Origin of the sequence: Neorhizobium vignae (assembly GCF_000732195.1) — a bacterium.
In the GTDB taxonomy this organism is placed as follows: domain Bacteria; phylum Pseudomonadota; class Alphaproteobacteria; order Rhizobiales; family Rhizobiaceae; genus Neorhizobium; species Neorhizobium vignae.
Map to the genome: position 1 here is coordinate 323,889 of NZ_JNNU01000006.1, position 25,791 is coordinate 349,679.

27 protein-coding genes are annotated in these 25,791 nt (G+C 63.1%); 13 read left to right on the plus strand and 14 right to left on the minus strand.

Annotation, left to right across the window (positions count from 1 at the left end; all coding sequences use genetic code 11):
* Positions 1-2: 2 nt before the first annotated feature.
* Both cobT and GQ59_RS12675 read left to right on the plus strand, forming a co-directional pair.
* Positions 3-1,898, plus strand: coding sequence for a cobaltochelatase subunit CobT (cobT, locus tag GQ59_RS12670; RefSeq protein WP_037081682.1), 1,896 nt, complete (start codon positions 3-5; stop codon positions 1,896-1,898).
* An 11-nt stretch (positions 1,899-1,909) separates the two neighbouring features.
* On the plus strand, positions 1,910-2,899 hold the full coding sequence (locus GQ59_RS12675) for an esterase-like activity of phytase family protein (protein ID WP_051903923.1): 990 nt from the start codon (positions 1,910-1,912) through the stop codon (positions 2,897-2,899).
* A 26-nt stretch (positions 2,900-2,925) separates the two neighbouring features.
* Here GQ59_RS12675 and GQ59_RS12680 read toward each other — a convergent pair whose 3' ends face one another.
* Both GQ59_RS12680 and rpmB read right to left on the minus strand, forming a co-directional pair.
* Entirely contained in the window at positions 2,926-3,564 is a 639-nt protein-coding gene (locus GQ59_RS12680) for a queuosine precursor transporter (RefSeq protein WP_037081684.1), read from the minus strand.
* Between the two features lie 116 nt (positions 3,565-3,680).
* A complete protein-coding gene (rpmB, locus tag GQ59_RS12685) occupies positions 3,681-3,980 on the minus strand; it encodes a 50S ribosomal protein L28 (RefSeq protein ID WP_037081685.1) in 300 nt (99 codons plus the stop codon).
* Positions 3,981-4,230: 250 nt separating this feature from the next.
* Between rpmB and GQ59_RS12690 the strand changes: the two genes are divergently transcribed.
* From GQ59_RS12690 to GQ59_RS12700, 3 genes are read left to right on the plus strand one after another with little or no spacing between them, the layout of a single operon-like run.
* Positions 4,231-5,004 (plus strand): DUF3108 domain-containing protein, encoded by a 774-nt coding sequence (locus GQ59_RS12690; RefSeq protein ID WP_037081855.1) that lies wholly within the window; start codon positions 4,231-4,233, stop codon positions 5,002-5,004.
* 35 nt (positions 5,005-5,039) lie between these two features.
* On the plus strand, positions 5,040-5,927 hold the full coding sequence (yddG, locus tag GQ59_RS12695; protein WP_037081686.1) for an aromatic amino acid exporter YddG: 888 nt from the start codon (positions 5,040-5,042) through the stop codon (positions 5,925-5,927).
* 35 nt (positions 5,928-5,962) lie between these two features.
* On the plus strand, positions 5,963-6,616 hold the full coding sequence (locus tag GQ59_RS12700) for a lysoplasmalogenase family protein (RefSeq protein WP_037081687.1): 654 nt from the start codon (positions 5,963-5,965) through the stop codon (positions 6,614-6,616).
* Here the strand turns inward: GQ59_RS12700 and GQ59_RS12705 are convergent.
* Together GQ59_RS12705 and gloB are read right to left on the minus strand one after the other, a co-directional pair.
* Complete coding sequence (locus GQ59_RS12705; RefSeq protein WP_037081688.1) at positions 6,613-7,032, minus strand: cupin domain-containing protein; 420 nt, start codon at positions 7,030-7,032, stop codon at positions 6,613-6,615. The genes GQ59_RS12700 and GQ59_RS12705 overlap by 4 nt on opposite strands.
* Complete coding sequence (gloB, locus tag GQ59_RS12710; protein WP_037081690.1) at positions 7,033-7,803, minus strand: hydroxyacylglutathione hydrolase; 771 nt, start codon at positions 7,801-7,803, stop codon at positions 7,033-7,035.
* Positions 7,804-7,891: 88 nt separating this feature from the next.
* Here gloB and GQ59_RS12715 point away from each other — a divergent pair, with 88 nt between their 5' ends.
* The 3 genes from GQ59_RS12715 (at position 7,892) to GQ59_RS12725 (ending at position 10,916) form a co-directional block, all read left to right on the plus strand.
* On the plus strand, positions 7,892-8,632 hold the full coding sequence (locus GQ59_RS12715) for a class I SAM-dependent methyltransferase (RefSeq protein WP_037081691.1): 741 nt from the start codon (positions 7,892-7,894) through the stop codon (positions 8,630-8,632).
* A gap of 248 nt (positions 8,633-8,880) precedes the next feature.
* Entirely contained in the window at positions 8,881-9,990 is a 1,110-nt protein-coding gene (hisC, locus tag GQ59_RS12720; protein WP_037081693.1) for a histidinol-phosphate transaminase, read from the plus strand.
* Entirely contained in the window at positions 9,969-10,916 is a 948-nt protein-coding gene (locus GQ59_RS12725) for a prephenate/arogenate dehydrogenase family protein (protein WP_084683136.1), read from the plus strand. Before hisC ends, GQ59_RS12725 begins: the two co-directional genes overlap by 22 nt.
* 6 nt (positions 10,917-10,922) lie before the next feature.
* On the opposite strand, the gene GQ59_RS12730 is transcribed toward GQ59_RS12725, so the two are convergent.
* Positions 10,923-11,927: a DUF2125 domain-containing protein gene (locus GQ59_RS12730; RefSeq protein WP_037081696.1), complete on the minus strand. Its 1,005-nt coding sequence runs from the start codon at positions 11,925-11,927 to the stop codon at positions 10,923-10,925.
* A 54-nt stretch (positions 11,928-11,981) separates the two neighbouring features.
* Between GQ59_RS12730 and GQ59_RS12735 the strand changes: the two genes are divergently transcribed.
* Positions 11,982-12,530 (plus strand): gamma-glutamylcyclotransferase, encoded by a 549-nt coding sequence (locus GQ59_RS12735; RefSeq protein WP_037081697.1) that lies wholly within the window; start codon positions 11,982-11,984, stop codon positions 12,528-12,530.
* Here GQ59_RS12735 and GQ59_RS12740 read toward each other — a convergent pair.
* The 4 genes from GQ59_RS12740 to ftsE form a co-directional block, all read right to left on the minus strand.
* Positions 12,515-13,306 carry a lysophospholipid acyltransferase family protein gene (locus GQ59_RS12740; protein WP_037081699.1) on the minus strand — a complete coding sequence of 264 codons (792 nt, stop codon included), beginning with the start codon at positions 13,304-13,306 and terminating at the stop codon, positions 12,515-12,517. The genes GQ59_RS12735 and GQ59_RS12740 overlap by 16 nt on opposite strands.
* Before the next feature lie 84 nt (positions 13,307-13,390).
* Positions 13,391-14,122, minus strand: a complete 732-nt coding sequence (locus GQ59_RS12745) for a YdcF family protein (protein ID WP_037081701.1) — start codon at positions 14,120-14,122, stop codon at positions 13,391-13,393.
* A gap of 64 nt (positions 14,123-14,186) precedes the next feature.
* The gene (locus tag GQ59_RS12750) at positions 14,187-15,245 is read right to left on the minus strand and encodes a cell division protein FtsX (RefSeq protein ID WP_037081703.1); all 1,059 of its coding nucleotides are present in this window, start codon (positions 15,243-15,245) and stop codon (positions 14,187-14,189) included.
* Positions 15,238-15,897 carry a cell division ATP-binding protein FtsE gene (gene ftsE, locus GQ59_RS12755; protein ID WP_007770735.1) on the minus strand — a complete coding sequence of 220 codons (660 nt, stop codon included), beginning with the start codon at positions 15,895-15,897 and terminating at the stop codon, positions 15,238-15,240. Before ftsE ends, GQ59_RS12750 begins: the two co-directional genes overlap by 8 nt.
* A 207-nt stretch (positions 15,898-16,104) precedes the next feature.
* On the opposite strand from ftsE, the gene GQ59_RS12760 reads away from it, so the two are divergent.
* The 3 genes from GQ59_RS12760 (at position 16,105) to GQ59_RS12770 (ending at position 17,878) form a co-directional block, all read left to right on the plus strand.
* Entirely contained in the window at positions 16,105-16,764 is a 660-nt protein-coding gene (locus tag GQ59_RS12760) for a hypothetical protein (RefSeq protein ID WP_037081705.1), read from the plus strand.
* Between the two features lie 62 nt (positions 16,765-16,826).
* Entirely contained in the window at positions 16,827-17,369 is a 543-nt protein-coding gene (gene hpt / locus GQ59_RS12765) for a hypoxanthine phosphoribosyltransferase (protein WP_037081706.1), read from the plus strand.
* A 131-nt stretch (positions 17,370-17,500) separates the two neighbouring features.
* Complete coding sequence (locus tag GQ59_RS12770; protein WP_037081707.1) at positions 17,501-17,878, plus strand: response regulator; 378 nt, start codon at positions 17,501-17,503, stop codon at positions 17,876-17,878.
* 4 nt (positions 17,879-17,882) lie between these two features.
* Here the strand turns inward: GQ59_RS12770 and GQ59_RS12775 are convergent, their stop codons facing one another.
* The 4 genes from GQ59_RS12775 to argH form a co-directional block, all read right to left on the minus strand.
* Complete coding sequence (locus GQ59_RS12775; protein WP_037081708.1) at positions 17,883-20,621, minus strand: TIGR02302 family protein; 2,739 nt, start codon at positions 20,619-20,621, stop codon at positions 17,883-17,885.
* Between the two features lie 134 nt (positions 20,622-20,755).
* Entirely contained in the window at positions 20,756-22,024 is a 1,269-nt protein-coding gene (lysA, locus tag GQ59_RS12780) for a diaminopimelate decarboxylase (RefSeq protein ID WP_037081710.1), read from the minus strand.
* A gap of 15 nt (positions 22,025-22,039) precedes the next feature.
* Positions 22,040-22,246 (minus strand): LPS translocon maturation chaperone LptM, encoded by a 207-nt coding sequence (lptM, locus tag GQ59_RS12785; protein WP_037081711.1) that lies wholly within the window; start codon positions 22,244-22,246, stop codon positions 22,040-22,042.
* A 103-nt stretch (positions 22,247-22,349) separates the two neighbouring features.
* Positions 22,350-23,753: an argininosuccinate lyase gene (argH, locus tag GQ59_RS12790; RefSeq protein WP_037081714.1), complete on the minus strand. Its 1,404-nt coding sequence runs from the start codon at positions 23,751-23,753 to the stop codon at positions 22,350-22,352.
* A 23-nt stretch (positions 23,754-23,776) separates the two neighbouring features.
* On the opposite strand from argH, the gene tlpA reads away from it, so the two are divergent.
* Positions 23,777-24,445, plus strand: a complete 669-nt coding sequence (tlpA, locus tag GQ59_RS12795; RefSeq protein ID WP_037081715.1) for a thiol:disulfide interchange protein TlpA — start codon at positions 23,777-23,779, stop codon at positions 24,443-24,445.
* Positions 24,446-24,775: 330 nt separating this feature from the next.
* On the opposite strand, the gene GQ59_RS12800 is transcribed toward tlpA, so the two are convergent.
* Positions 24,776-25,657: a 3-hydroxybutyryl-CoA dehydrogenase gene (locus tag GQ59_RS12800; RefSeq protein WP_037081717.1), complete on the minus strand. Its 882-nt coding sequence runs from the start codon at positions 25,655-25,657 to the stop codon at positions 24,776-24,778.
* Positions 25,658-25,791 lie beyond the last annotated feature (134 nt).

The following is a 25,791-nucleotide window of genomic DNA, read 5'->3' on the forward strand; positions in this document are numbered from 1 at the left end:
TCATGGCAGGTCGCGGAGACAATTCGAAAGCCAAATCCGGCGGTCCGGTTGATACCGAACCGTTGCGGCGGGCGATTACCGGTTGCGTGCGTTCCATCGCCGGTGACGCGGAAGTCGAGGTCACGTTCGCCAACGAACGTCCGGGCCTTGCCGGCGAGCGCATCCGCCTGCCGGAAATCTCCAAGCGGCCGACGGCCCATGAGCTCGCGGTAACCCGCGGGCTCGGCGATTCCATGGCGCTGCGCATCGCCTGCCACGATACGAACGTGCATGCCAGCATGTCGCCGCAGGGTGCTGACGCACGCGTCGTCTTCGATGCCGTCGAGCAGGCACGCGTCGAGTCGATCGGCGCATTGAGGATGGCCGGCGTGGCGTCGAACCTCAATTCGATGCATGCGGAAAAATATTCGAAGGCCAATTTCTCCGGCGTCGAACGGCAGGAAGACGCACCGATCGGCGAGGCGGTCGCCATGCTGGTTCGCGAGAAGCTGACCGGCATCAAACCGCCGGCGAGCGCCGGCAAGGTGCTCGATCTCTGGCGTCCGTTCATCGAGGACAAGGCGGCCGGCGATCTCGACAACCTCCGCAACGTGATCGAAGACCAGCAGGCGTTCGCCAAGCTGGTGCGGCACATGCTCACCTCCATGCAGATGGCGGAGGAGTTTGCCGACGACGATACCGAGCCGGAGGAGATGGAGAACCCGGACCAGGAAGACCAGCCGCGCAGCAACGAGACCGAGAACGACGAGGTCGAGGAAGAAGCCGGCTCCGACGCCGCACCTGCCGAGCAGAGCGACGCTTCCGACGAGGAAATGGACGACGGCGAGATGGACGGCGCGGAAATGTCCGACGACGACATGTCGGACGACAGCGACGAACATTCCGAGACGCCCGGCGAGACCCGCCGGCCGAACAGCCCGTTCGACGATTTCAACGAGAAGGTCGACTACAAGATCTTCACCCAGGAATTCGACGAGGAAATCACGGCCGAGGAGCTTTGCGACGAAGCAGAGCTCGACCGGCTGCGGGCCTTCCTCGACAAGCAGCTCGCCCATCTCCAGGGCGCGGTAGGCCGGCTTGCGAACCGCCTGCAGCGCCGCCTGATGGCGCAGCAGAACCGCTCCTGGGACTTCGATTTGGAAGAGGGTTATCTCGATCCGGCCCGCCTCGTGCGCCTGATCATCGATCCGATGCAGCCGCTCTCCTTCAAGAAGGAGCGCGACACGCAGTTCCGGGACACCGTCGTCACCCTGGTCATCGACAATTCCGGCTCGATGCGCGGCCGGCCGATCACGGTCGCCGCCACCTGCGCCGATATCCTCGCCCGCACGCTGGAGCGCTGCGGCGTCAAGGTCGAGATCCTCGGCTTCACCACCAAGGCCTGGAAGGGCGGGCAGGCGCGCGAAAAGTGGCTGGCAAGCGGCAAGCCGCCGACGCCCGGCCGTCTCAACGACCTGCGCCATATCGTCTACAAGTCCGCCGATGCACCGTGGCGCCGCTCGCGCCGCAATCTCGGCCTGATGATGCGCGAAGGCCTGCTCAAGGAAAACATCGACGGCGAAGCGCTGATGTGGGCGCATAACCGCCTGATCGCCCGCCGCGAACAGCGCAAGATCCTGATGATGATCTCGGACGGCGCGCCGGTCGACGATTCGACGCTGTCGGTCAATCCGGGCAATTATCTCGAGCGGCACCTGCGCGCCGTGATCGAACAGATCGAGACGCGCTCGCCGGTAGAACTCCTGGCGATCGGCATCGGCCATGACGTGACGCGCTATTACCGCAAGGCCGTGACGATCGTCGATGCGGACGAGCTTGCCGGCGCGATGACCGAGCAGCTTGCCGAGCTGTTTGCGGAAAATGGCGGGCGACAGGGCCGCATGCGACGGGCCAGCTGAGGTCCGCCCGCTTGAAACTTTCCCGCCTCGTCGTCTGGGCCGGCTTATTCGGTGCCATCGCCTCCCCGGTGGCGCCTGCGACCGATGAAGTTTCGGTCCGGGCGCGCATCATCACCGAATTCAAGTTCGGTTCGGCGGAAACGCGCTTCGGCGCGCTCGAATTTCTCGGCGGCATCGAATTTTCGTCGTCCGATAGCCGGCTACAGTCGCTGTCGAGCATCCGCTTTCGCCCCGATGGGGAACGTTTCGTGTCCGTGCTCGATACCGGCTCCTGGTTGACCGGCCGGATTCAGCGCGATGCCAAGGGGCGTCTCGCCAACCTCACCGATCTCGCCATCAACCCGATCCTCATCCGTGGCGGTCGGGTCGGCTCGAAATACAATTCGGACGCCGAAGGACTGGCGCTGCGGGACGGCCAGGCGCTCGTCAGCTTCGAGCAGTTGCACCGCGTCGATGCCTATCCCGATCCGGGGTTCGAGACGTCGGCTCCCCTGAAGAGCCTCGATCTACCCATTCCCCGCCACGAGTTCCGGATGAATGCGGGCATGGAGACGGTGGCGGTGTCGCCTCCGACCGGTCCGCTCAAGGGGGCGCCGGTCGCGGTCACCGAGCATAGCCTCGATGATCAGGGCAATCTTTTCGCCGCGATCCTGGAAGGGCCGCTCAAGGGCGTGTTCACGGTGGTGCGGCATGATCCCTTCGACGCAACCGATGGGGCCTTTCTGCCGAACGGCGATTTCCTGCTGCTCGAACGGCGTTTCAGCTTCCTCGGCGGCCTCGGCATGCGCATTCGCCTGATCAGGGGCGACAGCATCCGTCCCGGCGCTGCGGTGGATGGGGAGGTGCTCCTTGAAGCCGACATGGGCTATGCGATCGACAACATGGAAGGGCTCGACGTCATCACCGGGCCGGAGGGCAAGCCGCATCTGATCCTGATTTCGGATGACAACGGCAATCTGCTGCAGCGGAACGTGATGCTGGAATTCCGCCTGACGCAGTGATGCCAGGCGGAATACCCAGGTTGAGCTCAGCGGGCCGGGGCGACCTGCGGCATCGGCTTCAGCACGTTCATCAGCGCGCCATAGGGCAGCAGCAGCACGACGCCGACCAGGATCTTGACCACGAGGTCGCCGAGCGCCCAGGAGATCCAGCGCGGGGCCTCGGTGGCAAGGGCGCCGAGGATCGGTGCGGACTGGATCGCGAAGTCCTCGTTCGGGCCGATGAAGGCGAAGAGCGGAGCGAAGGCGAGCGAGAAGAACAGCAGCGTGTCGAGTGCCGAACCGAGCAGGGAGCCGGCGAGCGGCGCGCGCCACCAGGTCTGGCGGCGGAGCCGATTGAACACGGAGATGTCGAGAAGCTGGCCTACCAGATAGGCGGTGCCCGAGGCGACGGCGATGCGCGGGGAGGAGGCCAGGAACGACAGCGTCACGCCGACGACGAAGCCTGCGAGAACGACGCGTCGGGCAATCGAAGGCCCGAACTGCCGGTTGGCGAGATCGGTCACCAGGAAGGCAAAGGGATAGATAAAGGCGCCCCAGGTCAGAAGATCGCCGAGGGCGATGCCCCAGAACGTGCCGACGACCGGGAACTGGACCAGGAAGTTCGACGCGACAACAACGGCCGCCATCAGCAGGGCATAGATGAAAGTATAGCGTGAGCTCAGCATTTTTTTATCCTGGGTGATGCCACCAGTTGGAGTTTTATGAAGGCCAAGAGAAAAGGCCTGGCCGGTATTACCCGTTCAAGCCTTGTTCAAAGCCGGATGATTTGTCGTCAGGCCAATTAAGCCGCAGCAGCGACTTCGGCGGTCTTCTTGACGATCTGGCGGCGCAGCAGGCGAGCGCGCATCGACAGTTCGGTCTCGTCGGACTTCAACAGGAAGGCATCGAGGCCGCCACGATGTTCGACGGAGCGCAGAGCGTGTGCCGAGACGCGCAGGCGGTAACGCTGACCGAGAGCGTCGGAGATCAACGTAACCTGGCACAGGTTCGGCAGGAACCGACGGCGGGTCTTGTTGTTGGCATGGCTTACGTTGTTGCCGGTCTGAACGCCCTTGCCGGTCAGTTCGCACACACGAGACATGGATACACCTTTGTTCTTCTGCAATCGGATGGTACTTCCGGACAATGCCGGTGCGCCGATCCAACTGGTCCTGAGTGGAAAGTTGCGGTTCTATAGTCAGTGGGGCTCGTCGCGTCAAGCCAAAACCTTGGCCTCACCCTAAGAGAATCCGCCGCCCGTGCCGTGAAGCCGCTATTTTCTTGCCATGATGCACCGTCTATATGTCTGCGGGAAGGCGCTTTTCGGCGTCCTCATCGGTCAGGGCAAAATCATGAACCTTCGCGGCAGTTTCGTCAGTGCCTTCGTGCTCGTCTTCGGGTTCACGGCCAATCCGCTCGGCTCGGCGGAAATCCGGCATGTCAGCGAATACGATATCTCGCTCGGGATCCTGCCGATCGCCAAGGCGTCTTTTGCCAGCGAATTCAACAGCAGCGACTACAAGATCACCGGGACGTTCAAATCGGCCGGGATCGTCAACATCATCAGCCGTATCTCCGCCGAGACCAGCGTCAGCGGGCGCATGCAGGCCGACAAGCTGCAGGCTGATCGCTATAACCTCGTCTACAGCGCCGGCCGTCGAACGCGTGTCTACGACGTCGAGTACCGCAACGGCAATGTCACCGAGACGACGGTCAAGCCCGAGCCGACCCGTAATCCGGAGACCTGGATTCCGGTGACCGAAAAGGACCTGCGTGCCGTACTGGACCCGTTGAGCGGCCTCATCTTCCCGGGCGACGCCAAGGTCTGCCCCAGCCGGCTGCCGATCTACGATGGTGAGTCGCGCATGGACCTGGTGTTGACGCCGAAGGGCACCAGGACGTTCTCGACCGATGGTTTCAAGGGCGAGGCGATCGTCTGTTCGATCCGCTACCTTCCAAGATCTGGCTTCAAGCGCGGGCGCAGCGATATCGAATACCTGCGCAAGACGCCGATGGAAATCTGGTTTGCCAAGGCCCAGTCGGTAAATGTATATGCTCCGGTCTATGCCGTCATCCCGACCAGGATGGGGCAGGTTTACGTGACGGCCGTCAAATATGGCGGCTGACTAAAGCGCCCGTCGGGGCGCCCAAGGGGGCAGGGGTGAAAATCCGGGGGACGTTGATCGGTTTTACGGCGATCCTGATGTGGTCGTTGCTTGCCCTGATGACGGCTGCATCCGGAAAAGTGCCGCCCTTCCAGATGAGCGCGATAACGTTCGCGATCGGTAGCCTGCCGGGCATCGTGCTGTTCATCGTCAAACCGGAACGGATCGCCCTCCTGAAACAGCCGCCGAACGTTTGGATCACCGGCATCGGCGGCCTGTTCGGCTATCATTTTCTCTATTTCACCGCGCTCCGGAACGCGCCGGCGGTCGAGGCGGGGCTGATCGCTTATCTCTGGCCGCTGTTCATCGTCGTTGGCTCGGCCCTGCTGCCGGGCGAAAGGCTGCGATGGTATCATGTGGCTGGTGCCGTCGCCGGGCTCTGCGGCACGATCGCCATCGTGTCGCGCAACGGACTTGCCTTCGACGACGCCTATCTCTTGGGTTACGGTGCCGCCTTTCTCTGCGCCTTCACCTGGTCCGGTTATTCCCTGCTGACACGGCGGTTCGACCGGGTTTCGACCGATGTCGTCACCGGTTTCTGCCTCGCGACCTCGCTGCTCTCGCTGATCTGCCATCTGGCGCTCGAGACGACCGTCTGGCCGGCCGATGGCGGCGAGTGGGCGGCGGTCGTCGGGCTTGGCCTGCTGCCGGTCGGCGCGGCCTTTTATGCCTGGGACTACGGTGTCAAGAACGGCGATATCCAGATCATCGGCGCGGCCAGCTATGCGGCGCCGCTGCTGTCGACGCTGATCCTGGTCGCATCGGGCTTTGCCGAGCCGGACTGGCGCATTCTGCTTGCCTGCCTGCTGATCACCGGAGGGGCGGTGCTGGCAGCGCGGGATATGTTCCGGCCGAAGCCAATTGTGGAAGCCGTGGCCGAATAGGCGTTCCTGAAAGGGTCAGGGACGTGGGGGAAGAAATGTATCTGTTGTTATGGGCGGTGCTTGCCGCCTCGATCGCGCTTGCGATCCATTATTTCCGCTGGCTAAAAAAGCCGGCAAGCCATCTTCGCGCGGTGCTGAAGACCTTACCGGTCCTGCTGCTTCTGTTCTATGCCGGTCTTGCCGGCGCGCCGGTGCTGTTTATCGCAGCGCTGGCGCTCGGTGCACTCGGAGACGCCTGCCTCGCCTACGAGGGAGAGCCAGCCTTCGTCGCCGGGCTTGCGGCCTTTCTCGCTTCGCATATTGCCTATGCGGCGCTGTTCTGGCCGTCGATAGAACCGAGCCTGGTCGTCGCCTCCGCCTGGCGTTATACGGCGGCATGGATCTTCGTGGTGCTGATGGGCATGACGCTTTTCATGCTGTGGCGGCCTGCCGGACGGCTCGCCATCCCCGTTGCCGTCTGTGGGATCGCGCTTGTCGCCATGGCGCTTTCGGCGCTGGCGGTGAAGCCCATCCTGCCCGCGGCCGGTGCTGCGCTGTTCGTCATGTCCGATACGGCGCTGGCGATCCAGAAGTTCCTGGTCAAGCCGGATGCGCCTGTCATGGCGAGGCTGAAGCCGTTCGTGTGGGGCGCCTATTTCGCAGCGCAGCTTGTCTTTACGTTGGCGATTGCCGGGCTGCCTTCGGCCTAAGTTGACGGCTCCCAGTCGGGCGGCGCCATCTCGAAGCTCGAAAACTGGAAGCCGGGTGCGACCGTGCAACCCACCAGCGTGAAGCGGCCAAGCGGTTCCGCTGCCTGCCAGGCATCGGCCGGGACCACGGCCTGCGGCCGTTCTCCTGTGGCGAGGTCTGTTCCGAGCCTCACCTCTTCGACCGTCTCGCCGTTGGAAATCCGCAGCAGCAGCGCATCGCCGGCATAGAAGTGCCAGATCTCCGCCGCGTCGCGAACCCGATGCCAGTGGGAGCGCTCGCCCGCTTCCAGCAGATAGTAAATCGCCGTCGAATGGCCGCGCGTGCCGCCTTCGACATCCCGGAATGTCTCGACATACCAGCCGCCCTCCGGATGCCGCTGCATTCCGAGCGTGGTGATGATTTCCTCCGGCGTCATTCAGAAATTGTCCTTGCGCTTGCGGATTTCGGCAAACACGTCCTCGTTGGATTTGCTCTCCATCAAAAGGTTTCGGCGGATGGCCGGGTCTGATGCGCGCAGGAAGGGATTGGTTTCCTTCTCCAGCCCGATCGTCGTCGGAATGGTGAACCGGCCGGCCGCGCGCTGCGCCTCGATCTCGCTCGCGCGAGCCTGCAGACGTTCGTTGTCCGGGTCGACGCTCAACGCGAACTTGGCATTCGCAAGCGTATATTCGTGGCCGAAATAGACGGCCGTCTCGTCCGGCAGAACGGCGAGCTTCTGCAGCGAATGCCACATGTCGGCAGCCGGGCGTTCGAACAGCCGGCCGCAGCCGAGCGCAAACAGCGTATCTGCCGCGAACAGGATCTTGTCGTCGGGGAAGTGGTAGCAGATATGGCCGGCGGTGTGGCCAGGCGTCTCGATGACGCGCACGAGATGCTCGCCGAACTGGAATTCGTCACCGTCCGCCATGGTCTTGTCGAGGCCGGGGATCGCCACCGCTTCGTTGAACGGGCCAATGATCTCCAGCCCGAACTTTTCCTTGAGCGCGAGGTTGGCTTCGACGTGATCGCCATGGTGATGGGTGGTGAAGATATGGGTGATCTTCCAGCCGCGGCGGGCCGCCGCTTCGAGGATAGGCTTTTCCTCAGGCGCATCGATCGTAGCCGTCAGCCCGCTTTCTGGATCGTGCACGAGAACGCCGTAATTATCGCTGCGGCATGAAAAAACTTCGAGTTCCAGTGGTCTCATAACATAACCCCATTGCTGAAAGTGTTTTGCATCACAATGTAGAGACTGGTCCCTTGAAGTCCAACCGCCGTCTGGTACCAAATTACGCATGCATGCAGATATCGTCGATCTCCGCGAATTCTATCACTCGCCCCTCGGCCACCTTGCCGAGCAGTCGATCACGTTCGCGCTGTCTTCGCTCTGGGCGCGGCTGCCGGAAGAGCGGCTGGTGGGCCTTGGTTATGCGGTACCCTATCTCGACCGTTTCCGCGCCGATACGGAACGCACCTTCGCCTTCATGCCGGCGGGCCAGGGGGCGGTGAACTGGCCGGTCAGCGAGCTTTCCTCGACCGCTCTCGTCTTCGACGAGGAACTGCCGCTGCCGGACTCTTCCGTCGACCGCGTGCTGATGGTGCATTCGCTGGAATTTGCCGAAAATCCGCGGGAGACGCTGAAAGAACTCTGGCGGGTGCTGGCGCCCGGGGGGCGGCTGGTCATCGTCGTGCCCAACCGGCGCGGCGTCTGGGCCCGAATGGAACATACGCCGTTCGGTTCCGGCCGGCCCTATTCGCGCGGCCAGCTCACCTCGCTGCTGCGCGAGACCAACTTTACGCCGGGCGCCAGTGCCGAGGCGCTGTTCTTTCCGCCGTCGAAGATCCGCGCCGTGCTGAAGCTGCGCCAGGCCTTCGAGCGCTTGGGACGTCGCTTCTGGCCGGTCTTTTCCGGGGTCATCGTGCTGGAGGCCCAGAAGCGGCTCTACCAGGGCCTGCCGGTCGCCGCTCGTGCTTCCCGGCGCGTCTTCGTGCCGGTGCTGGCGCCGCAGGGCGTGCCGACGACGCGGACTCGGTGAACGGGCTTCGCCGGTGCCCCTCATCCGCCCTGCCGGGCACCTTCTCCCCGTTTTGACGGGGAGAAGGGATATGCCGCACCCGCCCAGTCCCTCTCTGGCGACGATCGAGGCAAGTCCCCTCGCCCCGCTTGCGGGGAGAGGGTTAGGGTGAGGGGCACCCGTCAAGCACACCCTCGACAAAGGCGTTTTTCGGCATTAATCCCACTGGATCACACCCGCCATTCAGGCTTTCCAAAAAGGTTGATCCGATGAGCATCGTCACGAGTGAGCCCGTTCCGCGTCCAGGCATCCTGGATATCGCCGCCTATGTGCCCGGCAAGGAACATGCTCCGGGTGTGGCGCGCGTCTTCAAGCTTTCCTCCAACGAGACGCCGCTCGGCGCGAGTCCCAGGGCGATCGAGGCCTTCAAGCAGGCGGCCGGCCATCTCGAACTTTATCCGGACGGCCAAGCGATAGCGCTGCGCGAGGCGATCGCGTCGGTGCATGGCCTCAATATCGCGAACATCATGTGCGGCAACGGCTCGGATGAGCTGCTCGGCCTGCTCTGCCACGTCTATCTCGGCGCCGGCGACGAGGCCATCATCACCGAACACGGCTTCCTCGTCTACAAGATCCAGATCATGGGCGCCGGCGCCAAAGCGGTCGAGGTGAAGGAGAAGGATTGCACCGTCGATGTCGATGCGATCCTCGCTGCCGTCACCGACAAGACGAAGATGGTGTTCATCGCCAATCCGGGCAATCCGACTGGTACATACGTCCCGGTCGCCGATATCCGCCGTCTGCATGCCGGTCTGCCGAAGAGCGTCATCCTCGTGCTCGACGCTGCCTACGCGGAATATGTGCGCAAGAACGATTACGAAGCCGGCCTTGAACTGGTATCTTCCAACAAGAATGTCGTGATGACCCGCACCTTCTCCAAGGTCTACGGGCTTGCGGCCTTGCGCATCGGCTGGATGTACGGCCCGGCCGGCATTCTCGATGCGCTCAACCGCGTGCGCGGCCCGTTCAACATGAACGCTCCGGCGATTGCCGCGGGTGCGGCCGCGATCCGCGACCAGGCCTTTGTCGAAAAGGCCGTCGAGCACAACAATCTCTGGCAGAGCAAGCTCATCCATGCGCTGGAGGCGATCGGCCTCAAGGTGACGCCGTCGGTCGCCAATTTTGTGCTCATCCATTTCCCGGATGTCGATGGCAAGCGGGCGCCGGAAGCGGATGCCTTCCTCACCAGCCGCGGTTACATCCTTCGCGCCGTCAAAGGTTACGGTTTCCCGAACGCGTTGCGCATGACGATCGGCTCGGAAGAGGCCAATCGCGGTGTCATCGAGACGCTTGGCGAATTCATGGGCAAAAGCGCATGAGCACGCCGCATTTCGACCGGATCGCGTTGATCGGCATCGGCCTGATCGGCTCGTCGATCGCCCGCGACGTCAAGGAACTGGGCCTGGCCGGCGAGGTGGTGATTTCCACGCGCAGCGCCGAAACGCTCAAGCGTGCCGAAGAACTGGCGCTGGGCACGCATTACGTTTCCTCAGCCGCGGACGCGGTGAAGGATGCCGATCTTGTCATCGTCTCGGTGCCGGTCGGCGCATCGGAAGCGGTTGCAAAGCAGATCGCCGGCAGCCTGAAGCCCGGCGCCATCGTCACGGATGTCGGCTCCACCAAGGCCTCCGTCATCGCGCAGATGGCGCCGCATATGCCGGAAGGCGTGCATTTCATTCCGGGCCACCCGTTGGCGGGCACCGAAAAATCGGGTCCGGATGCCGGTTTTGTCGGTCTGTTCCGGGATCGCTGGTGCATCTTCACGCCGCTGCCGGATACGGATCAGGCCGCACTCGACACGCTGAAATCCTTCTGGATGGCGCTCGGCTCGCGGATCGACGAGATGGATCCGCAGCACCATGACAAGGTTCTGGCGATCGTCTCCCACCTGCCGCATATCATCGCCTACAACATCGTCGGCACGGCGGACGATCTGGAGACGGTGACCGACGCGGAAGTGATCAAATATTCCGCCTCGGGTTTTCGCGATTTCACGCGCCTTGCCGCGTCAGACCCCACGATGTGGCGGGATGTCTGCCTGCACAACAAGGATGCGATCCTGGAAATGCTGGCGCGGTTTTCGGAGGACCTCGCCTATCTGCAGCGGGCGATCCGCTGGGGCGAGGGCGACAAGCTGTTCGAACTTTTCACCCGCACCCGCGCCATCCGCCGCTCGATCGTGCAGGCCGGCCAGGACGTCGATGCGCCGGACTTCGGCCGCCACGCGCTCGACGTCAAGAAGTGATCCCGGTCAGATCGGCGGGATTTCGCCGATCTGGATGAAGCCGCCGGCGAACACCTTGCCGCGGTTGATGGTGAGATCGAGCGACGCGCTCTTGCCGCGGCCGAGTGCGGACAGCATGTTGGCGGCGGTTTTCAGCGTCGGCGCGATCTGCGGAAAAGCCTGGCTCAGGCTGTCGCGCCAGGCATCGATCTGTTCGACCCGGAGTTTCAGCTTGCCCGACAGGTAGCCTTGCTCGTCGAAGGAGAAGGGACCGGAAACGGTGATCAGCTTGCCTTCGCCGAGATCGGCCGAAAGGCTGCGCATCTGGCCCTGCGTGCCGTAGAGAGCGGTGCCGTTCGGATCGCTTCCGTCGATCATGCCGGCGCGGCCGGTCAAGGTCAGGTCGAGATTGGCAGTAAACCGCGGCAGAAGCTGCGGCAGGTCCTTCATCACCATGTCGGTGTTCTGCAGTGTCAGGGCCGCGTCGAGGTCAGGACCGTTCTGGCGCAAATGGATTTCGGTGTGGCCGGCGCTGACGTTGAAAGCCTGACCGGTGGCCGACGACAGGATGTTTGTCCTGGCGTTCTCGATCACGGTGGAGGTGCGCTCCACCCCGCGAAACCGGGTGGTCAGGCTCGACTGGAAATTTTCCCAGGTGGTCGAGACCGAAAGTCCGTGGCCGGTGCGGATCTCGATCGGCGAATCGAGTTCCCAGACAATATGGCCGGGATTGTAGACCTGGGCGGCGGATCGCAGGGATCCGAACATTGCGGAAATGCCGTTGGTGCGGTCGTCGACCGAGACCTTCGAGCAGAACAGGCCGATCCGGAACGGGTAGCCGCGATAGTCCGCGTCAGTACATTCGGCCGAGATGCCGCGCTTTTCCTGGCTGCCGAGCAGGCTCAGCGTCCGCTCCTTCAGCACCGAGGCGCCGTAGAACCATCCGGCGGTGTAAAGTGCGATCACCAGCACCACCCCGCAGGCGAGTAGCCATAATTTGCCGCTGACGCCAGTTCGGCTTGACGCTGCCATGATGTTCTCCAATGGTGCTGAAAACTTGGGGCGGGATGCTTCAATTGGAATGGTGTGGCGCGGGATATGGACGAATTTTGGGTGTTTGGCTACGGGTCCCTGATGTGGAATCCGGGTTTTGCGTTTGAGGAAAGACTGACTGCACGTGCCTTCGGCTTCCGCCGCTCCCTCTGCGTCTGGTCTCACGTGCATCGCGGCACCCCGGATCGCCCCGGCCTTGTCCTCGGTCTCGACCGCGGCGGTTCATGCCGTGGCGTCGCCTTTCGGGTGAGCGAGGAGAACCGGGAGGACGTGCTCGACTATCTGCGCCGCCGCGAACTCGTCACGAATGTCTATCTGGAAAAGATCCTGCCCGTCTCGCTCGGCGACGGGCGGCAGGTGAAGGCCGTCGGTTATATCGTTGATCGCAATCACGTCCAGTATGCCGGGGCGCTCGAGATCGAGCAGGCGGCCGAGATCGTCCGCGTTTCCTCCGGTCAATCGGGGCCGAACGATACCTACGTGTTCAATACGCTGGCGCATCTGAAGGACATGGGTATCCGCGATCACTGGCTGGAAGAGGTCGGCGCTACCGTGGCCACTTTCACTCAGGCGGCGGTCTGAGCCTTCAGCTCTGCAAGTCGCTTCACCGCCGACGGCGGCAGCGGCAGGTGCGGATTGGCGGCTACGGTCTCGACCAGCAGCTTGTCGCTTTCCCGTTCCAGCGTCTCGACCAGAAGGGCGTAGAAGGCATCCGGATCCATGCCCGGAGCGATCGGCGGCAGGATGCGGACCTTGAAATGGCCGGGATATTTGATGAGCTTGCGGCGGCCCCAGAACAGGCCCCAATGGGCGACGATCGGCACGACGGGCACTTCCACGTCGCGATAGATGCGGGCGATGCCGTAGCGGTATTGCGGCTCGGCGCCTGGCGGACGGCGCGTGCCTTCGGGGTAGATGATGAGCTGGCGGTTGTTGGCCATCTCCTCCTTCGTCCGGTTCATGACGTCGACCATGACCTTGCCGCGGGCGCCGCGGTTGACCGGGATCATCTTCTGCTTGGCGGCGTACCAGCCGAACAGCGGGATCCACATCAGTTCGCGCTTGAGGATATAGACCGGGTCCCGCTGCCAGGGCAGGAGGGCGACGGTATCCCAGGCGGATTGATGTTTGGGCGCAAAGATGCAGCCGCCCTCGGGCACGTTTTCCAGTCCCTCGATCTCGAACGTGGCGCCGACGATCTTTGCCATCAGCCAGTTGCAGGATGCGGCCCAGGCTTTGGGGATGCGGTATGCCGCCTTGCGCGGCATCAGGAAATAGATCGGGCTCAGCACGATCATGCGGACGATCAGGTTTGTGTAGAAGGCGATATTGAAAAGAACCGAACGCACCAGCAGCATGAAAGGCTTCCTCTTGGACAGGCGTTGCCTACACGAGATCGCGCCGCGAAAAAAGCGCCACGGCGTCATGCGGAGGGAAAAGTGTCAGGGCGCGGGCTTTGAGGCGGTCTTCGGCGGGTCATCGTTGCGCAATCCGCTGCCGCGCTCGATGCCGAACCAGTCGCGGCCGGTGGCCAGCACGACCTTGCCGTATTCCGAAAGCATGGTGCGCAACACGTCCGGCTCGGCAAACCAGGCTTTTCGGGTGAGATCGGAACTGACCACGGGATAGGGAATGAACACCGTCACCGGATCGGCACGGCGCAGTTCGTGCAGGCTGCGCAGCATGTGGTAGTTGTTGGTGACGACCAGCACGGACCTGTATCCGTGGTCGTGGATCCAGCGGGTGATCTCGTTGGCATTGCCGATCGTGTCGATCGCATCGTAGCCGATATCGACGCAGCAGGCGAAGAGGTCCGGCGAGGCCTGCGTGACCTTGCGGATCTGGGTTGGGCTCGTGGACGGATGCGCGCCCGAGATCAGCAGGCGCTGGCCGGCCCCGTCCCGCAAGAGCCCGAGCGCCTGCTCTATCCGCAGATACCCGCCGGTCAGGACGACGATCGCATCGGCCTTGACGCCATCAGGCGCTTTCAGCGAGGTCACGGCATTCGCAAACCATAAAAAACCGCCGAAAAGCAGGGCCAAACCGAGCACGCAGGCCATGATGATGCGGCGTGCGGCCCAGCGCAGCCGGCTGTTGCGTGAAAACACGCCACCGAACCACCGCCGCGGGTGGCGCTCCGTTCCATTTTCGGGTGTGGTCGGGGCCGGTGTCATGATTGTCCATAGCCGGAGATTCGTGGCGAGAACAGGGCCAACCTACAGAGGGACGGGACCCGATTCAAGAAGCTGATAATCCGTCGGAACGTGCCGGATCGGAGCGGATCAGGTCGATTTCGTCGATTGTGCGCATGACCGTGAACCGGGCCGTCAGTGTCGTCAGCAGCGCGATCACGATCATCGTCGCGAAAATGCCGAGATAGCCGCCGACACCGATGGTGAAGGAGCCGAACAGGGCGCTCGCCTGGTCGCTTTCCGGCGTCGCCAGCGAATTGGCCTGCCACATGTTGGCGATGGCGAATATCGCGGCCGCAAGCGCCCCACCGGCAGCCGAGCCCTTGATGCTGATCTTCAGGAAATGCTTCTGGAATTCACCGGCTACGAAAGAGCTTTCGGCGCCGACGAAGTGCAGCACCTCGACGATATGGCGATTGCCGGACAGCGCCCCGCGCGTCGCGAAGATCACCGTCAGGATCATCGCCGTGAAAACCAGGACGAGGACGCCCATGCCGATCAGCACCGTCGTATGGGCCATGGACACCAGGCGGTCCACCCAAGTCCGGTGATCGTCGAGGAAGGCCTGCGGGATTTCGGTCTTCAGGAGATCGCGCATCCCGGCGAAATCGGGCGGGTTCTGCTCGTCTATGGTGACGATGACGAGGCGCGGAACGGGCAGATCGGAGAGGTTCAGCCCGGTGCCGAGCCACGGCTCCAGAAGCCTTGCGGTCGCGCTTTCGTCCATGATCGTGCCTTCGCGGGTGCCGACGAAGGTGAGCGCCAGGTCGCGGGCCTTCTTCAAGGCCGCATCCATGTCCAGTCCGTCGTCGGGTTTGATCTGGATGGTGATCTCGCGGGAGATCTGGCTCTGCCAGCTCGATGCCGTCGCCCTGACCATGCTCACCGCGCCGAGCGTCAGGCAGGCGAGGAAGGCCATGATGGCGATCACCACCATCAGCGCGTTGCCCTGGATGTTGGAGGGCGGCAGGATCGGCGCGGTCGGCCGCACCCGCATCTCGACGCGGCGCGCCTGCTTCTGGCCTGCCGATTGAGCCTGCTGCTCGCTTTCGGGCTTCTGCGATTGGGCGCTCTTGGTTGCTTTCGGGCGGCTCAGCTCATTCATAGATGTCGAGCCGCCCTTCGGTGAGGATCATCCGTCGGGCGTCCACCTGGTCCATCAAAGCCAGGTCGTGGGTGGCGATGACGACGGCGGTGCCGAGCCGGTTGAGTTCGAGGAAGAGATTGAGGAGCCGGCGCGCCATCGGCGGATCGACATTGCCGGTCGGCTCGTCGGCGAGCAGGATTTCCGGCTGGTCCATTAGGGCGCGGGCAATCGCGGCACGCTGCTTCTCGCCGCCAGACAGAACGGCCGGCAGGACGTTGATGCGCTCGCCGAGCCCGACCCATTTCAGAAGTTCGATGACGTCGTTGCGGTAGGAGCTCTCCTCCTTGCCGCGCACGCGCAGCGGCAGCGCGACGTTCTCGTAGGTCGTGAGATGGTCGAGCAGGCGAAAATCCTGGAAGACGATGCCGACCCGCCGGCGCAGCATTGGCAGTTCGGCGCGGGGGATCTGCGACAAGTCGCGGCCGAACATGTGGATGATGCCGCGGGTCGGGTGCAGCGACATGAACAGCAGGCGCAGCAGAGTGGTCTTCCCAGCGCCCGATGGACCCGTGAGGAACTGGAACGAGCGCTTGGGGATGTCGAAGGTCATATCCCGGAGGATCTCCGGCCCCATCCCATAACGCAGACCAACATTTTCGAAATGAATCAACGGATGACCCAGTCCTCGCTCTTTCGACTCTCTGGTGCCCGTCTATCTCTTAACGACCCGGGTAAACGAACGGTAAATCACGCGCGGAAAAGGGCTAATTTCAGGCCGTATTTGCCAAACGTTAACCATTTCAATTTACGACTGAGCAGGATTCGATTCAATGCCCGCAATCCCGAACAAAGGGGAAAACGGGCCGAAGAGGGCCCCATGAGCACGTTTGGCAGCCATCAGGGCAAGACAGTCATCCGGATGGACATCCTGCCGCCGGAACCTTCTGCACGCGCGACCCGGGTGAGCCAGCGGCGCGGCGAGGTGATCGACGCCCAATTCGTCCCGGTTGGCGAGACTTTGCACCGCGGGCCGACGCCGCGCTCCCACAACGACAATCGCGCCAGGCGCCCGGAAACCACGGTCGCCGTACCGCCGTTCGCCGAGCGGATCCTTGCCGGTATCGAGCGCGGCCTGATGCGTCTTTCCGCGGATTTCTTCTCGGCGGTGGTGGCTGTCGTGTTCGTCATCGTTTTCAGCCTCGCGGGTGGCTTCACGTTCCTGTTCGCCGGTTCGGCGACGGCGGAGGCCGGGCCGACGCTCGACATCACCCATGTGACGATGACGCCGCAGGATGCCAATGGCATGCGCGTGCTGCTGATCAACGGTATCGTCGAGAACCGTAGCGGCGACAATCGGGCCATGCCGCAGATTCGCGCCGATCTGATGTCTGGCAGCAGCGTGACGGCGACGACGCTGATCTCGCCGCCGGCGTCGTCCATCGAAGGCGGTCAGAGCCGGGGTTTTTCTGCGCGCGTACCCCACCCCGGTGGAAAACTGCCCGATCTGCGGCTTTCCTTTGCAGAACGGGGCGCCTAAAGCTTTCGCTTTCTCGGCTGATTGTGGTATCGCGGTTTTTTACGGACACGTAGGAGACCCTCATGCCCGTCGTACGCGGCAAAATCATCGAGCCGCTTTATACCGCCGAACAGATCGCTGAGCGTAACCATGCGATCGCGGCACAGATCGCCACAGGGCCGACCAAGGACCTGCTCGTCATCGCCATCCTCAAGGGCTCGTTCATCTTCGCTGCCGACCTGTTGCGGGCACTGCATGACGTGGGTCTTGCACCGGAAGTCGAGTTCGTGACGCTGTCGAGCTATGGTGCCGGCACCGTTTCGCAAGGCGTGCGGATCGTCAAGGACATCGACAGCGACGTGAAGGACCGCGACGTGCTGCTGATCGACGACATTCTCGAATCCGGCCGGACGCTGAAATTCGCCAAGGAAATGCTCTATGAGCGCGGCGCCCGCAACGTCTCCATCGCTGTGCTGCTCGACAAGCGCGTCAAGCGCCAGGAAAATCTCGAGGCGGACTATGTCGGTTTCGAATGTCCGGATTATTTCGTCGTCGGTTACGGCATGGACGTGGCCTATGCTTTCCGCGAGCTGCCTTTCGTCGGTGTCGTGACCGGAGACGCCTGACGCATTTGCCTGCACCGGGCGAGACGAGGTGTTAACCATGTCGGCCCGCAACGGGCCGGCGTTTACTCCTCGACAAGAAAACTCTGTTGATTTGCTTCCCACATAAACAAAACACGGGAGCGATCACCGCAATGGCAAAAATCCTGATTACCGAAGACGAGGATTCGCTCCGCATGTTCGTTGCGCGGGCGCTTCGTCTCGATGGTCATGAGACCCATGAAGCGGGCGACGGCGCGGAAGGTCTCGAAAAGCTGAGCGAAGGGCCCTTCGACCTGCTGCTTTCCGACATCCGCATGCCGGTCATGGACGGCATAGAACTGGTGCACCAGGCGTCGGCTCGGTTCCCGGATCTCAAGATCTTGCTGATGACCGGTTATGCGGAGCAGCGGGAGCGAGCCGACGATCTCGCGGCCAAGGTGATCGACGTGGTGCAGAAGCCGTTCGCGCTGCCCGATATCCGCCGCGCCGTCGCCTCAGCGCTGGCGACTGGAAACTCCCGAGCCGCCTGATCGCTCAACGAATATCCAGAAGCCGTTCCAGATATTGCCGCTCGGCCTCGCCGGACAAGGCATTGCCGAGCTTTTCGCGGATCGCTTCGAGGATTTCGCGGGCGCGCTGGACGTCGATTTCGTCAGGCACCTTCACCTGATCGCCGAAATCCGGGCCTGACGTGGCACGCGGGCGTCCAAGCGGGTCGCGTCCGTTCTGGCCACCCTGCGAGGTCATGTTCTCGCCCGGGCCGCCGCGATCCTGGCCTTGGCCCTGACCCTGGCCTTGCTGCTGCATGGCCTGCATCATCTGCTGCATCATGTTCTGGGCGCCCTGGCGCAGCGCGCTCAGCGCATTGCCCTGTCCCTGCACGGCCTGCTCGCCCTGGCCTTCGCCGAGCGCCTTGCCGGCATTGCCCATCTCGCTCTGCGCCTTGCCGAAACCTTCGCCGGGCTGCATGCCGAGGCCCTTCAGCGCCTGCTGCAACTCTTCCAGCTTCTTGCCGAGGCCCTCCTGTTGGGCGCGGAGGTTCTTCAAGGCTTCGCGAAGCTGCTCGGCGGTCATCTGGTCGGTGTTCTGCTGCCCTTGCTGGCCCTGTTGGCCCTGCTGACCTTGCTGTTGCTGGCCCTGCTGCTGTTGCCCTTGCTGGCTTTGATCGCCGGGCCGCCCACTGGGATCGCCGCGCTGCATGCGGTCGCGCAGTGCCTGGTCCAGCTTGAAGGTCTGATCCATCAGACGCTGCTGCTCCTGCATGATCTCGCCGAGCTTGTCGATCTGCTGGCGCATCTGGCTGTTCTGCTGCTGCTGGCCCTGTTGCCCACGCTGCGGCCTGCCGGCCTGCAGGTTGTTCATCATCCGCTGCAGTTCGTTGAGCATCTGCTGGGCTGCATCGCGATTGCCGGACCGGGCGAGGTTCTCGATCTGGTCCATCATGTTCTGCAGGTCACGCTGGCGGATGACGTTCTGGGACTGCATGTTGTTGGGCGCCTGCGGGGCGTTCTGCATCCGCTGGGCAAGCTCGTTCATGAACTGCTGCATGGCTTCGCGCAGTTCCTGCATCAGCTTTGCGATCTCCTGGTCGGACGCCTTGTTCTGCAGCGCTTCGGCGAGATTGCGCTGGGCGTCGCGCAGGCGGCGCTCGGCCTGCGACAGGTCGCCGTCCTCGATGCCGAGCGCGATTTCCCAGAGATATTCGGCCGTATCCTTCAGCTGTTCCTCGTTGCGGGCGAGCTTCATGCGCTCGAGCGCCGAGCGGATCAGCAGAAAGTGGCTGAGGTTGGGGATGGTTTCGTCGGGCCGGATCGCCAGCGCCTCGTTGAGTTCGATGGCGCGGGGCATCTGGCGGGTGTCGAGCGCGAAGACCTGGCGCTCTTCGGCGACGGCGGCCGCCAGCGGCTCGGAGAAGCCGCGCGACGGCAGCACCATTTCATGGGGAGGGCTGCGGCCGGTCTGGCCGGCGCCGTCCTTGGCGATCAGGGTGATCCTGACCCGCTTGCCGGCGAGCGGATGCTCGATCAGGCTGCGGCTTGTCAGGCTCTTGACCTCGCGGCTGTTCTGCCGCGGCAGGTCGAGCCGGTAATCCGGCGGCGGATAGAGCGGGGTCGCGCCCGCAGCCGGCTGATCAACCGGTTCGATCAGCGCATGGGCTTCGCGGATGCCGTAATCGTCCTTGCCGGTAAAGCCGATTTCGAGCGCGCCGTTGACGGAACGCTTCGGCTGGCCGTCGAAGGCGATTTCCGGCGGCCGGTCGGGGATGACCTCAAAGGCCCAGCTCTGGCCGTTGACGGTCAGGCTGCCGCTCTCGGCGACGTTAAGCGCATAGGTGCGCGGCTGCCGCGGCTGATTGGGCTGCTGCGGCGCAGCCTGCTGAGCCGGTGGCTGTTGGGCGGCCTGCTGCCCCTGCTGGCCGGTGGCGCCCTGCTGCGGTTGCTGAGCAGCCGTCTCCGCCGCCTTCTTGGCTTCCTCGGTGATCAACGTCGACGGTTGCCCGCCGGCCTTCGGTGCGAAGACCACTGCCTCGCCGCCTTCACCACCGGTGACGCGCACGGTCAGCGCCGAATTCTGGGGAATCGAGACGGCGGCGACGGTGGTGGTGACCTCGCGGCCGGTGAGGAAGACCGGGGCGCGGCCGGTATAGGAGGGCGGGGTCAGCCAAGCGTCGATGCGCAGGTCCGGGTTGATGCTCGGCGCCGGCGGCGCGGGCCGGAGGGCATCGGCAGGAGAACCGCCGCCGTTCGAGAAAGAGTAACCGAGCGCGACGACGAAGACGAGAGCCGGAATGGCACGCAGGGCGAACCGGTCGTGCCGGGCGATATCCGGCTGCGGCAGGCCGGCATCGAGCGCTGCAATGCGCTCGGCCATGCGGATCTGGTGTTCCTTCCAGAGCGCGCGTGAGAAGGGCGTCTCGAAAGCCGGATGGTCGTCCTGGACCCCGACCGGCTGGTGCGGCAGGTTGTTGCGGACTTCGAGAAGCCGATCGGCATCAGCCACCGCCGGCCAGCGCATGCGGCTTAACGGCAGCAGCGCATAGACGAATGCAAAGGCAAAGCCGCCGACCAGGACCCAGCGCAGCCAATCCGGAGCGATCCGGAAAATCCCGAACCAGGCAGCCGACAGGAAGAGCGCCGCTATAGCGATGGGCGCGAGCAGCAGCGGCAAAATCCGTTCGAAAAACAACACGATCCGGGCGAAGGACCGTTTCAGTGCAACGCGACGCGCCAGCACGGGATGCGATTCGAAGGCACCTTTGCGGATGAAGCTCATGCGGTCCGTCTCCAGTCGTGGCGGCGCAAATCAAGCTTCCAAGATAACAGTGTTTGTGGCGAAGACGAGGGCAGGGGGCGATCCGCCCCCATATTTTCCGGGCTTTCCCGTAAAAGTGAACGCGCGTTAAATGGTCATTCAAGCCATGCCGGCACGGAATCGAGGCCGATCAGCTCTTCGTAGCTGCCGCGAGCGCGCACCACATGGAACTCCGATCCCTTCACCAGAACCTCCGGCACCAGCAGTCGGCTGTTATAGGTGCTTGCCTGCACGGCGCCGTAAGCGCCGGCGGACGAGATTGCGATCAGATCGCCCGGCTGGGGTTCGGCCATCTCGCGGTCGAGCGCCAGATAATCGCCGGTTTCGCAGACCGGCCCGACCACGTCGCCCTTGATACGCGGCGCATCGGCGGCCGGCACCACGACCGGACGGATCTCGTGATAGGCGTCGTAGAGCGTCGGACGGATCAGGTCGTTCATCGCGCCGTCGACGATCACGAAGGACTTTTCGCCGCCGTCCTTCACGTAGATGACCTCGGTCACCAGAATGCCGGCATTGCCGACGATCAACCGGCCGGGCTCGGTGACGATCTTGCAGTTCAGCGACCGCAGCTGGCGCTTCACCGTCTCCGCATAGGCATCGGGCAGTGGCGGGGGATTGTTGTCCTGGCGGTAGGGAATGCCGAGACCGCCGCCGATGTCGACGTGATCGATGCGGTGGCCGTCTGTGCGCAACGTATCCACCAGTTCGCGCAGCAGCCGGAAGGCATGCTCGAATGGCTGCAGTTCGGTGATCTGGCTACCGATATGCATGTCGATGCCCTTGACGTCGATGGCATCGAGCGTCGCGGCATGAGCGTAAACGGCGCGGGCGCGCTCATAGGCGATGCCGAACTTGTTTTCCTTCTTGCCGGTCGAGATCTTGGCATGCGTGCCCGCATCGACATCCGGGTTGATGCGGAAGGAGACATGCGCTTTTTTGCCGGCTTTTCGGGCGCGCAGGTTGAGGACTTCCAGCTCCGGCTCGGACTCGACGTTGAAACAGTAGATGCCGGCCGATAGTGCCAGATCCATTTCCTGCACCGTCTTGCCGACGCCCGAAAACATGATGCGGCTTGCCGGAATGCCGGCCGCCAGCGCCCGACGCAGCTCTCCGCCGGAGACGACATCGACGCCGGCTCCGAGCCGCCCGAGCGTCTTCAGCACCGCCTGGTTGGAATTCGCCTTCATCGCGTAGCAGACCATCGCGTCCACATCGGAGAACGCCTTGGCGAAAACCTTGTAGTGGCGTTCCAGGGTGGCTGTCGAATAGACGTAGAAAGGGGTCCCGACCGCCTTGGCGATTTCGGGGATCGGCACGTTCTCGGCGTGCAGCACGCCGTCGATGTAATGAAAATGATTCACGGTAAAACTCGAAAATTACAGGAGCGGGTCGAGCAGGAAAGGCCGGTTGGCGACCGGCTCGGTCTTCTGTTCGCCCGGTTTGCCGCTCTTGCGGATGTTCTGCTGCTCCACCGGCGTGCTCGGGCGGTCGAGGGCGCCCTTGCGGCCGCAGCCGACGACAACGATGCCGGCGAGGCTCAGCACAAATGTGATGCGGGCGATTTTTACCAGGGACTTCGACATTCTATTCCTTCTCCGGCACGGCTGCGGAACTTTCATAGCGAAGTTCCGCGCGCTTGTGCAGTCACTATCCGGCATCACTTCTCGGCGTTCGTTGCGGCCGACATCAATTCCTGGCGCGCCACCAGGCGATCTGCTTCCTCACTTCCGCCGGCGCGGTGCCGCCGAAGCTGGTGCGGCTGGCGACGGAGGCATCGACGGACAGGACGTTGAAGACCTTGTCGGTGATGGCCGGATTGATCGACTGCAGTTCTTCCAGTGACAGTTCGGAAAGGTCGCAGCCCTTGCTTTCGGCAAGCGCCACCGCGCGGCCGGTCACATGATGGGCGTCGCGGAAGGGTAGGCCGACTTCGCGCACTAGCCAGTCGGCAAGGTCGGTCGCCGTCGAATAACCGGCACCGGCGGCTGCCCGCATCTTGTCGGCCCGGATCGTCATGTCGCGCATCATGCCGGTCATGGCGGCGATTGCCAGTTCCAGGTTCTCGGCGCAATCGAAGACCTGTTCCTTGTCTTCCTGCATGTCCTTGGAATAGGCGAGCGGAAGGCCCTTCATGACGGTCAGGAGCGCCACCAGAGAACCGTTGATGCGGCCCGTCTTGGCACGCACCAGCTCGGCGGCATCCGGGTTCTTCTTCTGCGGCATGATCGACGAGCCGGTCGAGAACGCGTCGGACAGGCGCACGAAGCCGAATTGCGGCGTCGACCAGATGACGATCTCTTCGGCGAGGCGCGACAGATGCACGGCGCAGATCGCCGCGACCGACAGGAATTCCAGCGCGAAATCGCGGTCGGAAACGGTGTCGATCGAGTTGCGGGTCGGTTCCCGGAAACCCAGGGCCTTGGCCGTCATGTGGCGGTCGATCGGGTAGGGCGTGCCGGCAAGGGCTGCGGCGCCGATCGGGCTTTCGTCGAGATGGTCGATCGCGTGGCGGACACGGGCGCGGTCACGGCCGAACATTTCCACATAGGCCATGCAGTGATGGCCGAAGGTGACCGGCTGGGCGGTCTGGAGGTGGGTGAAGCCGGGCATGACCGTATCGGCATGTTCTTCAGCGCGGTCGAGGAAAGCGGCGATCAGGTCGGTCAGCATCGCTTCCGTCTTGACCAGTTCTTCCTTCACCCAGAGGCGGAAATCGAGCGCCACTTGGTCGTTGCGCGAGCGAGCGGTGTGCAGGCGTCCGGCGGCGGGGCCGATCAGGACCGCCAGCCGCGCCTCGATGTTCATGTGGATGTCTTCGAGCTTGCGTGAAAATTCGAACTTGCCGGTTTCGATCTCTGACATGATCGTGTTCAGGCCGGATACGATCTTGTCTTTATCTTCGCCCGAAATGATGCCCTTTTCCGCGAGCATCGTCGCATGCGCTATTGAGCCGCGGATATCCTGGGCGAACAGCTTCTTGTCGAAACCGATCGAGGCATTTATCTCCTCCATGATCGCATCTGGCCCTGAAGCGAAGCGCCCGCCCCACATCTGGTTGGAGGATACTGCGTCCTTCGTGCCGTCAGCCATGATGCCTAGTCCTGGAGTAATTGATGACGACCAAAAGACCTTTCGGCCTTCCGTCCGCCAGATTGATCGTGATTGCCGCCGTTGCGGGAATACTTGCCGGTGCCGTGGCGGTATACGTGAGTAGCATGGGGTCTGGCAATGGCGAGAGCGGGCTTCTCGCCCAATCCTCCGGCGCCTGCGAAGGTGCTGTCGAGACGGTGAAGTCGGTCTCGCAATTCTCCAGGGGCCAGGTCGCCGCCATGGTCGCCGCCCAGCCGCCGCGGCCGCTCGATCTCGCCTTCAAGGGACCGGACGGCCGGGACCTCAAGACCGCCGATTTCGCCGGCAAAACGGTGCTCCTCAATCTCTGGGCCACATGGTGTGGCCCGTGCCGGGAAGAGATGCCGGCGTTGAACGCGCTGCAGAAGGGCATGGGCGGTCCGGACTTCGAGGTCGTCGCGGTCAATATCGATACCGGCAGCGACGAAAAGCCCAAGGCCTTCCTCGCCGAATACGGCGTCGATGCGCTCGGTTACTACCGCGACAGCTCGATGGGCGTCTTCAATTCGCTGAAGAAGGAAGGCCTCGCCTTCGGCCTGCCGGTGACCTTGGTTATGGACAGACAAGGCTGCCTGATTTCCGCGATGAACGGCCCGGCAGCCTGGGACAGCCCGGATGCCAGGGCGCTGATCACGGCCGCGAAGGCGCCTTAGGCCGCAATTTTCCAATTGAAGTGATGTAAATCTCTACTCTATGCTGCTTTTGGTTGTATGGCCAAAGCAGACGCGCGCTGCCAAGCGTATCGGAGAGGATTGGCCCCTCCGACCAGGGCGAAGGCCTCGCCATCCAAACGGAGGGTGAGCTATGTGGTTCAAACCATTTAGCATCACGTTTATGATACGGAAAACCCGCACGAGCTGGCCGGCAAGCGTGCGGGTAACCTTCTATTCGTAAATGGAGGGGCGGGCGGAAGCTCGCCTCTCACTCCATCAATATAGCTCGAAATGCCTTTTCTGACAAGGCAAGGTCAAAGCGGCGTCCGCTTACCGCGTCGGAACCGGCACTTCGCCACGATAATCGTAGAACCCGCGGCCGGCTTTGCGGCCGAGCCAACCGGCTTCGACATATTTCACCAGAAGCGGACAGGGGCGGTATTTGCTGTCGGCCAGGCCGTCGTGCAGGACCTGCATGATCGACAGGCAGGTGTCGAGGCCGATGAAATCGGCGAGCTGCAGCGGGCCCATCGGATGGTTGGCGCCAAGCTTCATGGCAGTGTCGATCGCCTCGACCGAGCCGACACCTTCATAAAGCGTATAGATCGCCTCGTTGATCATCGGCAGCAGGATGCGGTTGACGATGAAGGCGGGGAAGTCCTCGGCGACCGTCGCGGTCTTTTCGAGCGCGGTGACATAGTCCTTGGCGGCCCGGAAGGTCGGTTCGTCGGTGGCGATGCCGCGGACCAGTTCCACCAGTTTCATGACCGGAACCGGGTTCATGAAATGTATACCCATGAAGCGCTCCGGACGGTCGGTGGCCGACGCGAGACGGGTAATCGAGAGCGACGAGGTATTGGTGGCGAGCAAGGCATCGGGCTTCAGGACGGGACAGACCTGCGCGTAAATCTTGCGCTTGACGCTCTCGTCTTCCGTCGCAGCCTCGATCACCAAATCCATCGGCGCGAGGTCGTTGAGGTCCGAAGAACCGGCAATCAGCGAAAGGGCTGCCTTGCGCTCGTCGTCGCCGAGCTTGCCGTTGGAGACCTGACGGGCGAGATTGCCGTTGATGGTGGCGAGCGCTGCTTCGATCCGGTCCTTGGACACGTCGTACATCTGCACCTTGTAGCCGGCGAGAGCCGAAACATGTGCAATGCCGCAGCCCATCTGGCCTGCTCCGATGACGCCGATGTTCTTTATGACCAAACCCATGGTTTCGCTCCCTGGGCGTTTACGCTATCTCTAGCGTACGCCGATTTTATGAAAATGCCGGACTGCATGTATGCAGCCCGGCAGATTGTTATTCCGCTACTTGTCGTTTTGCCAGCATTTTTCGCGGCTGCGAA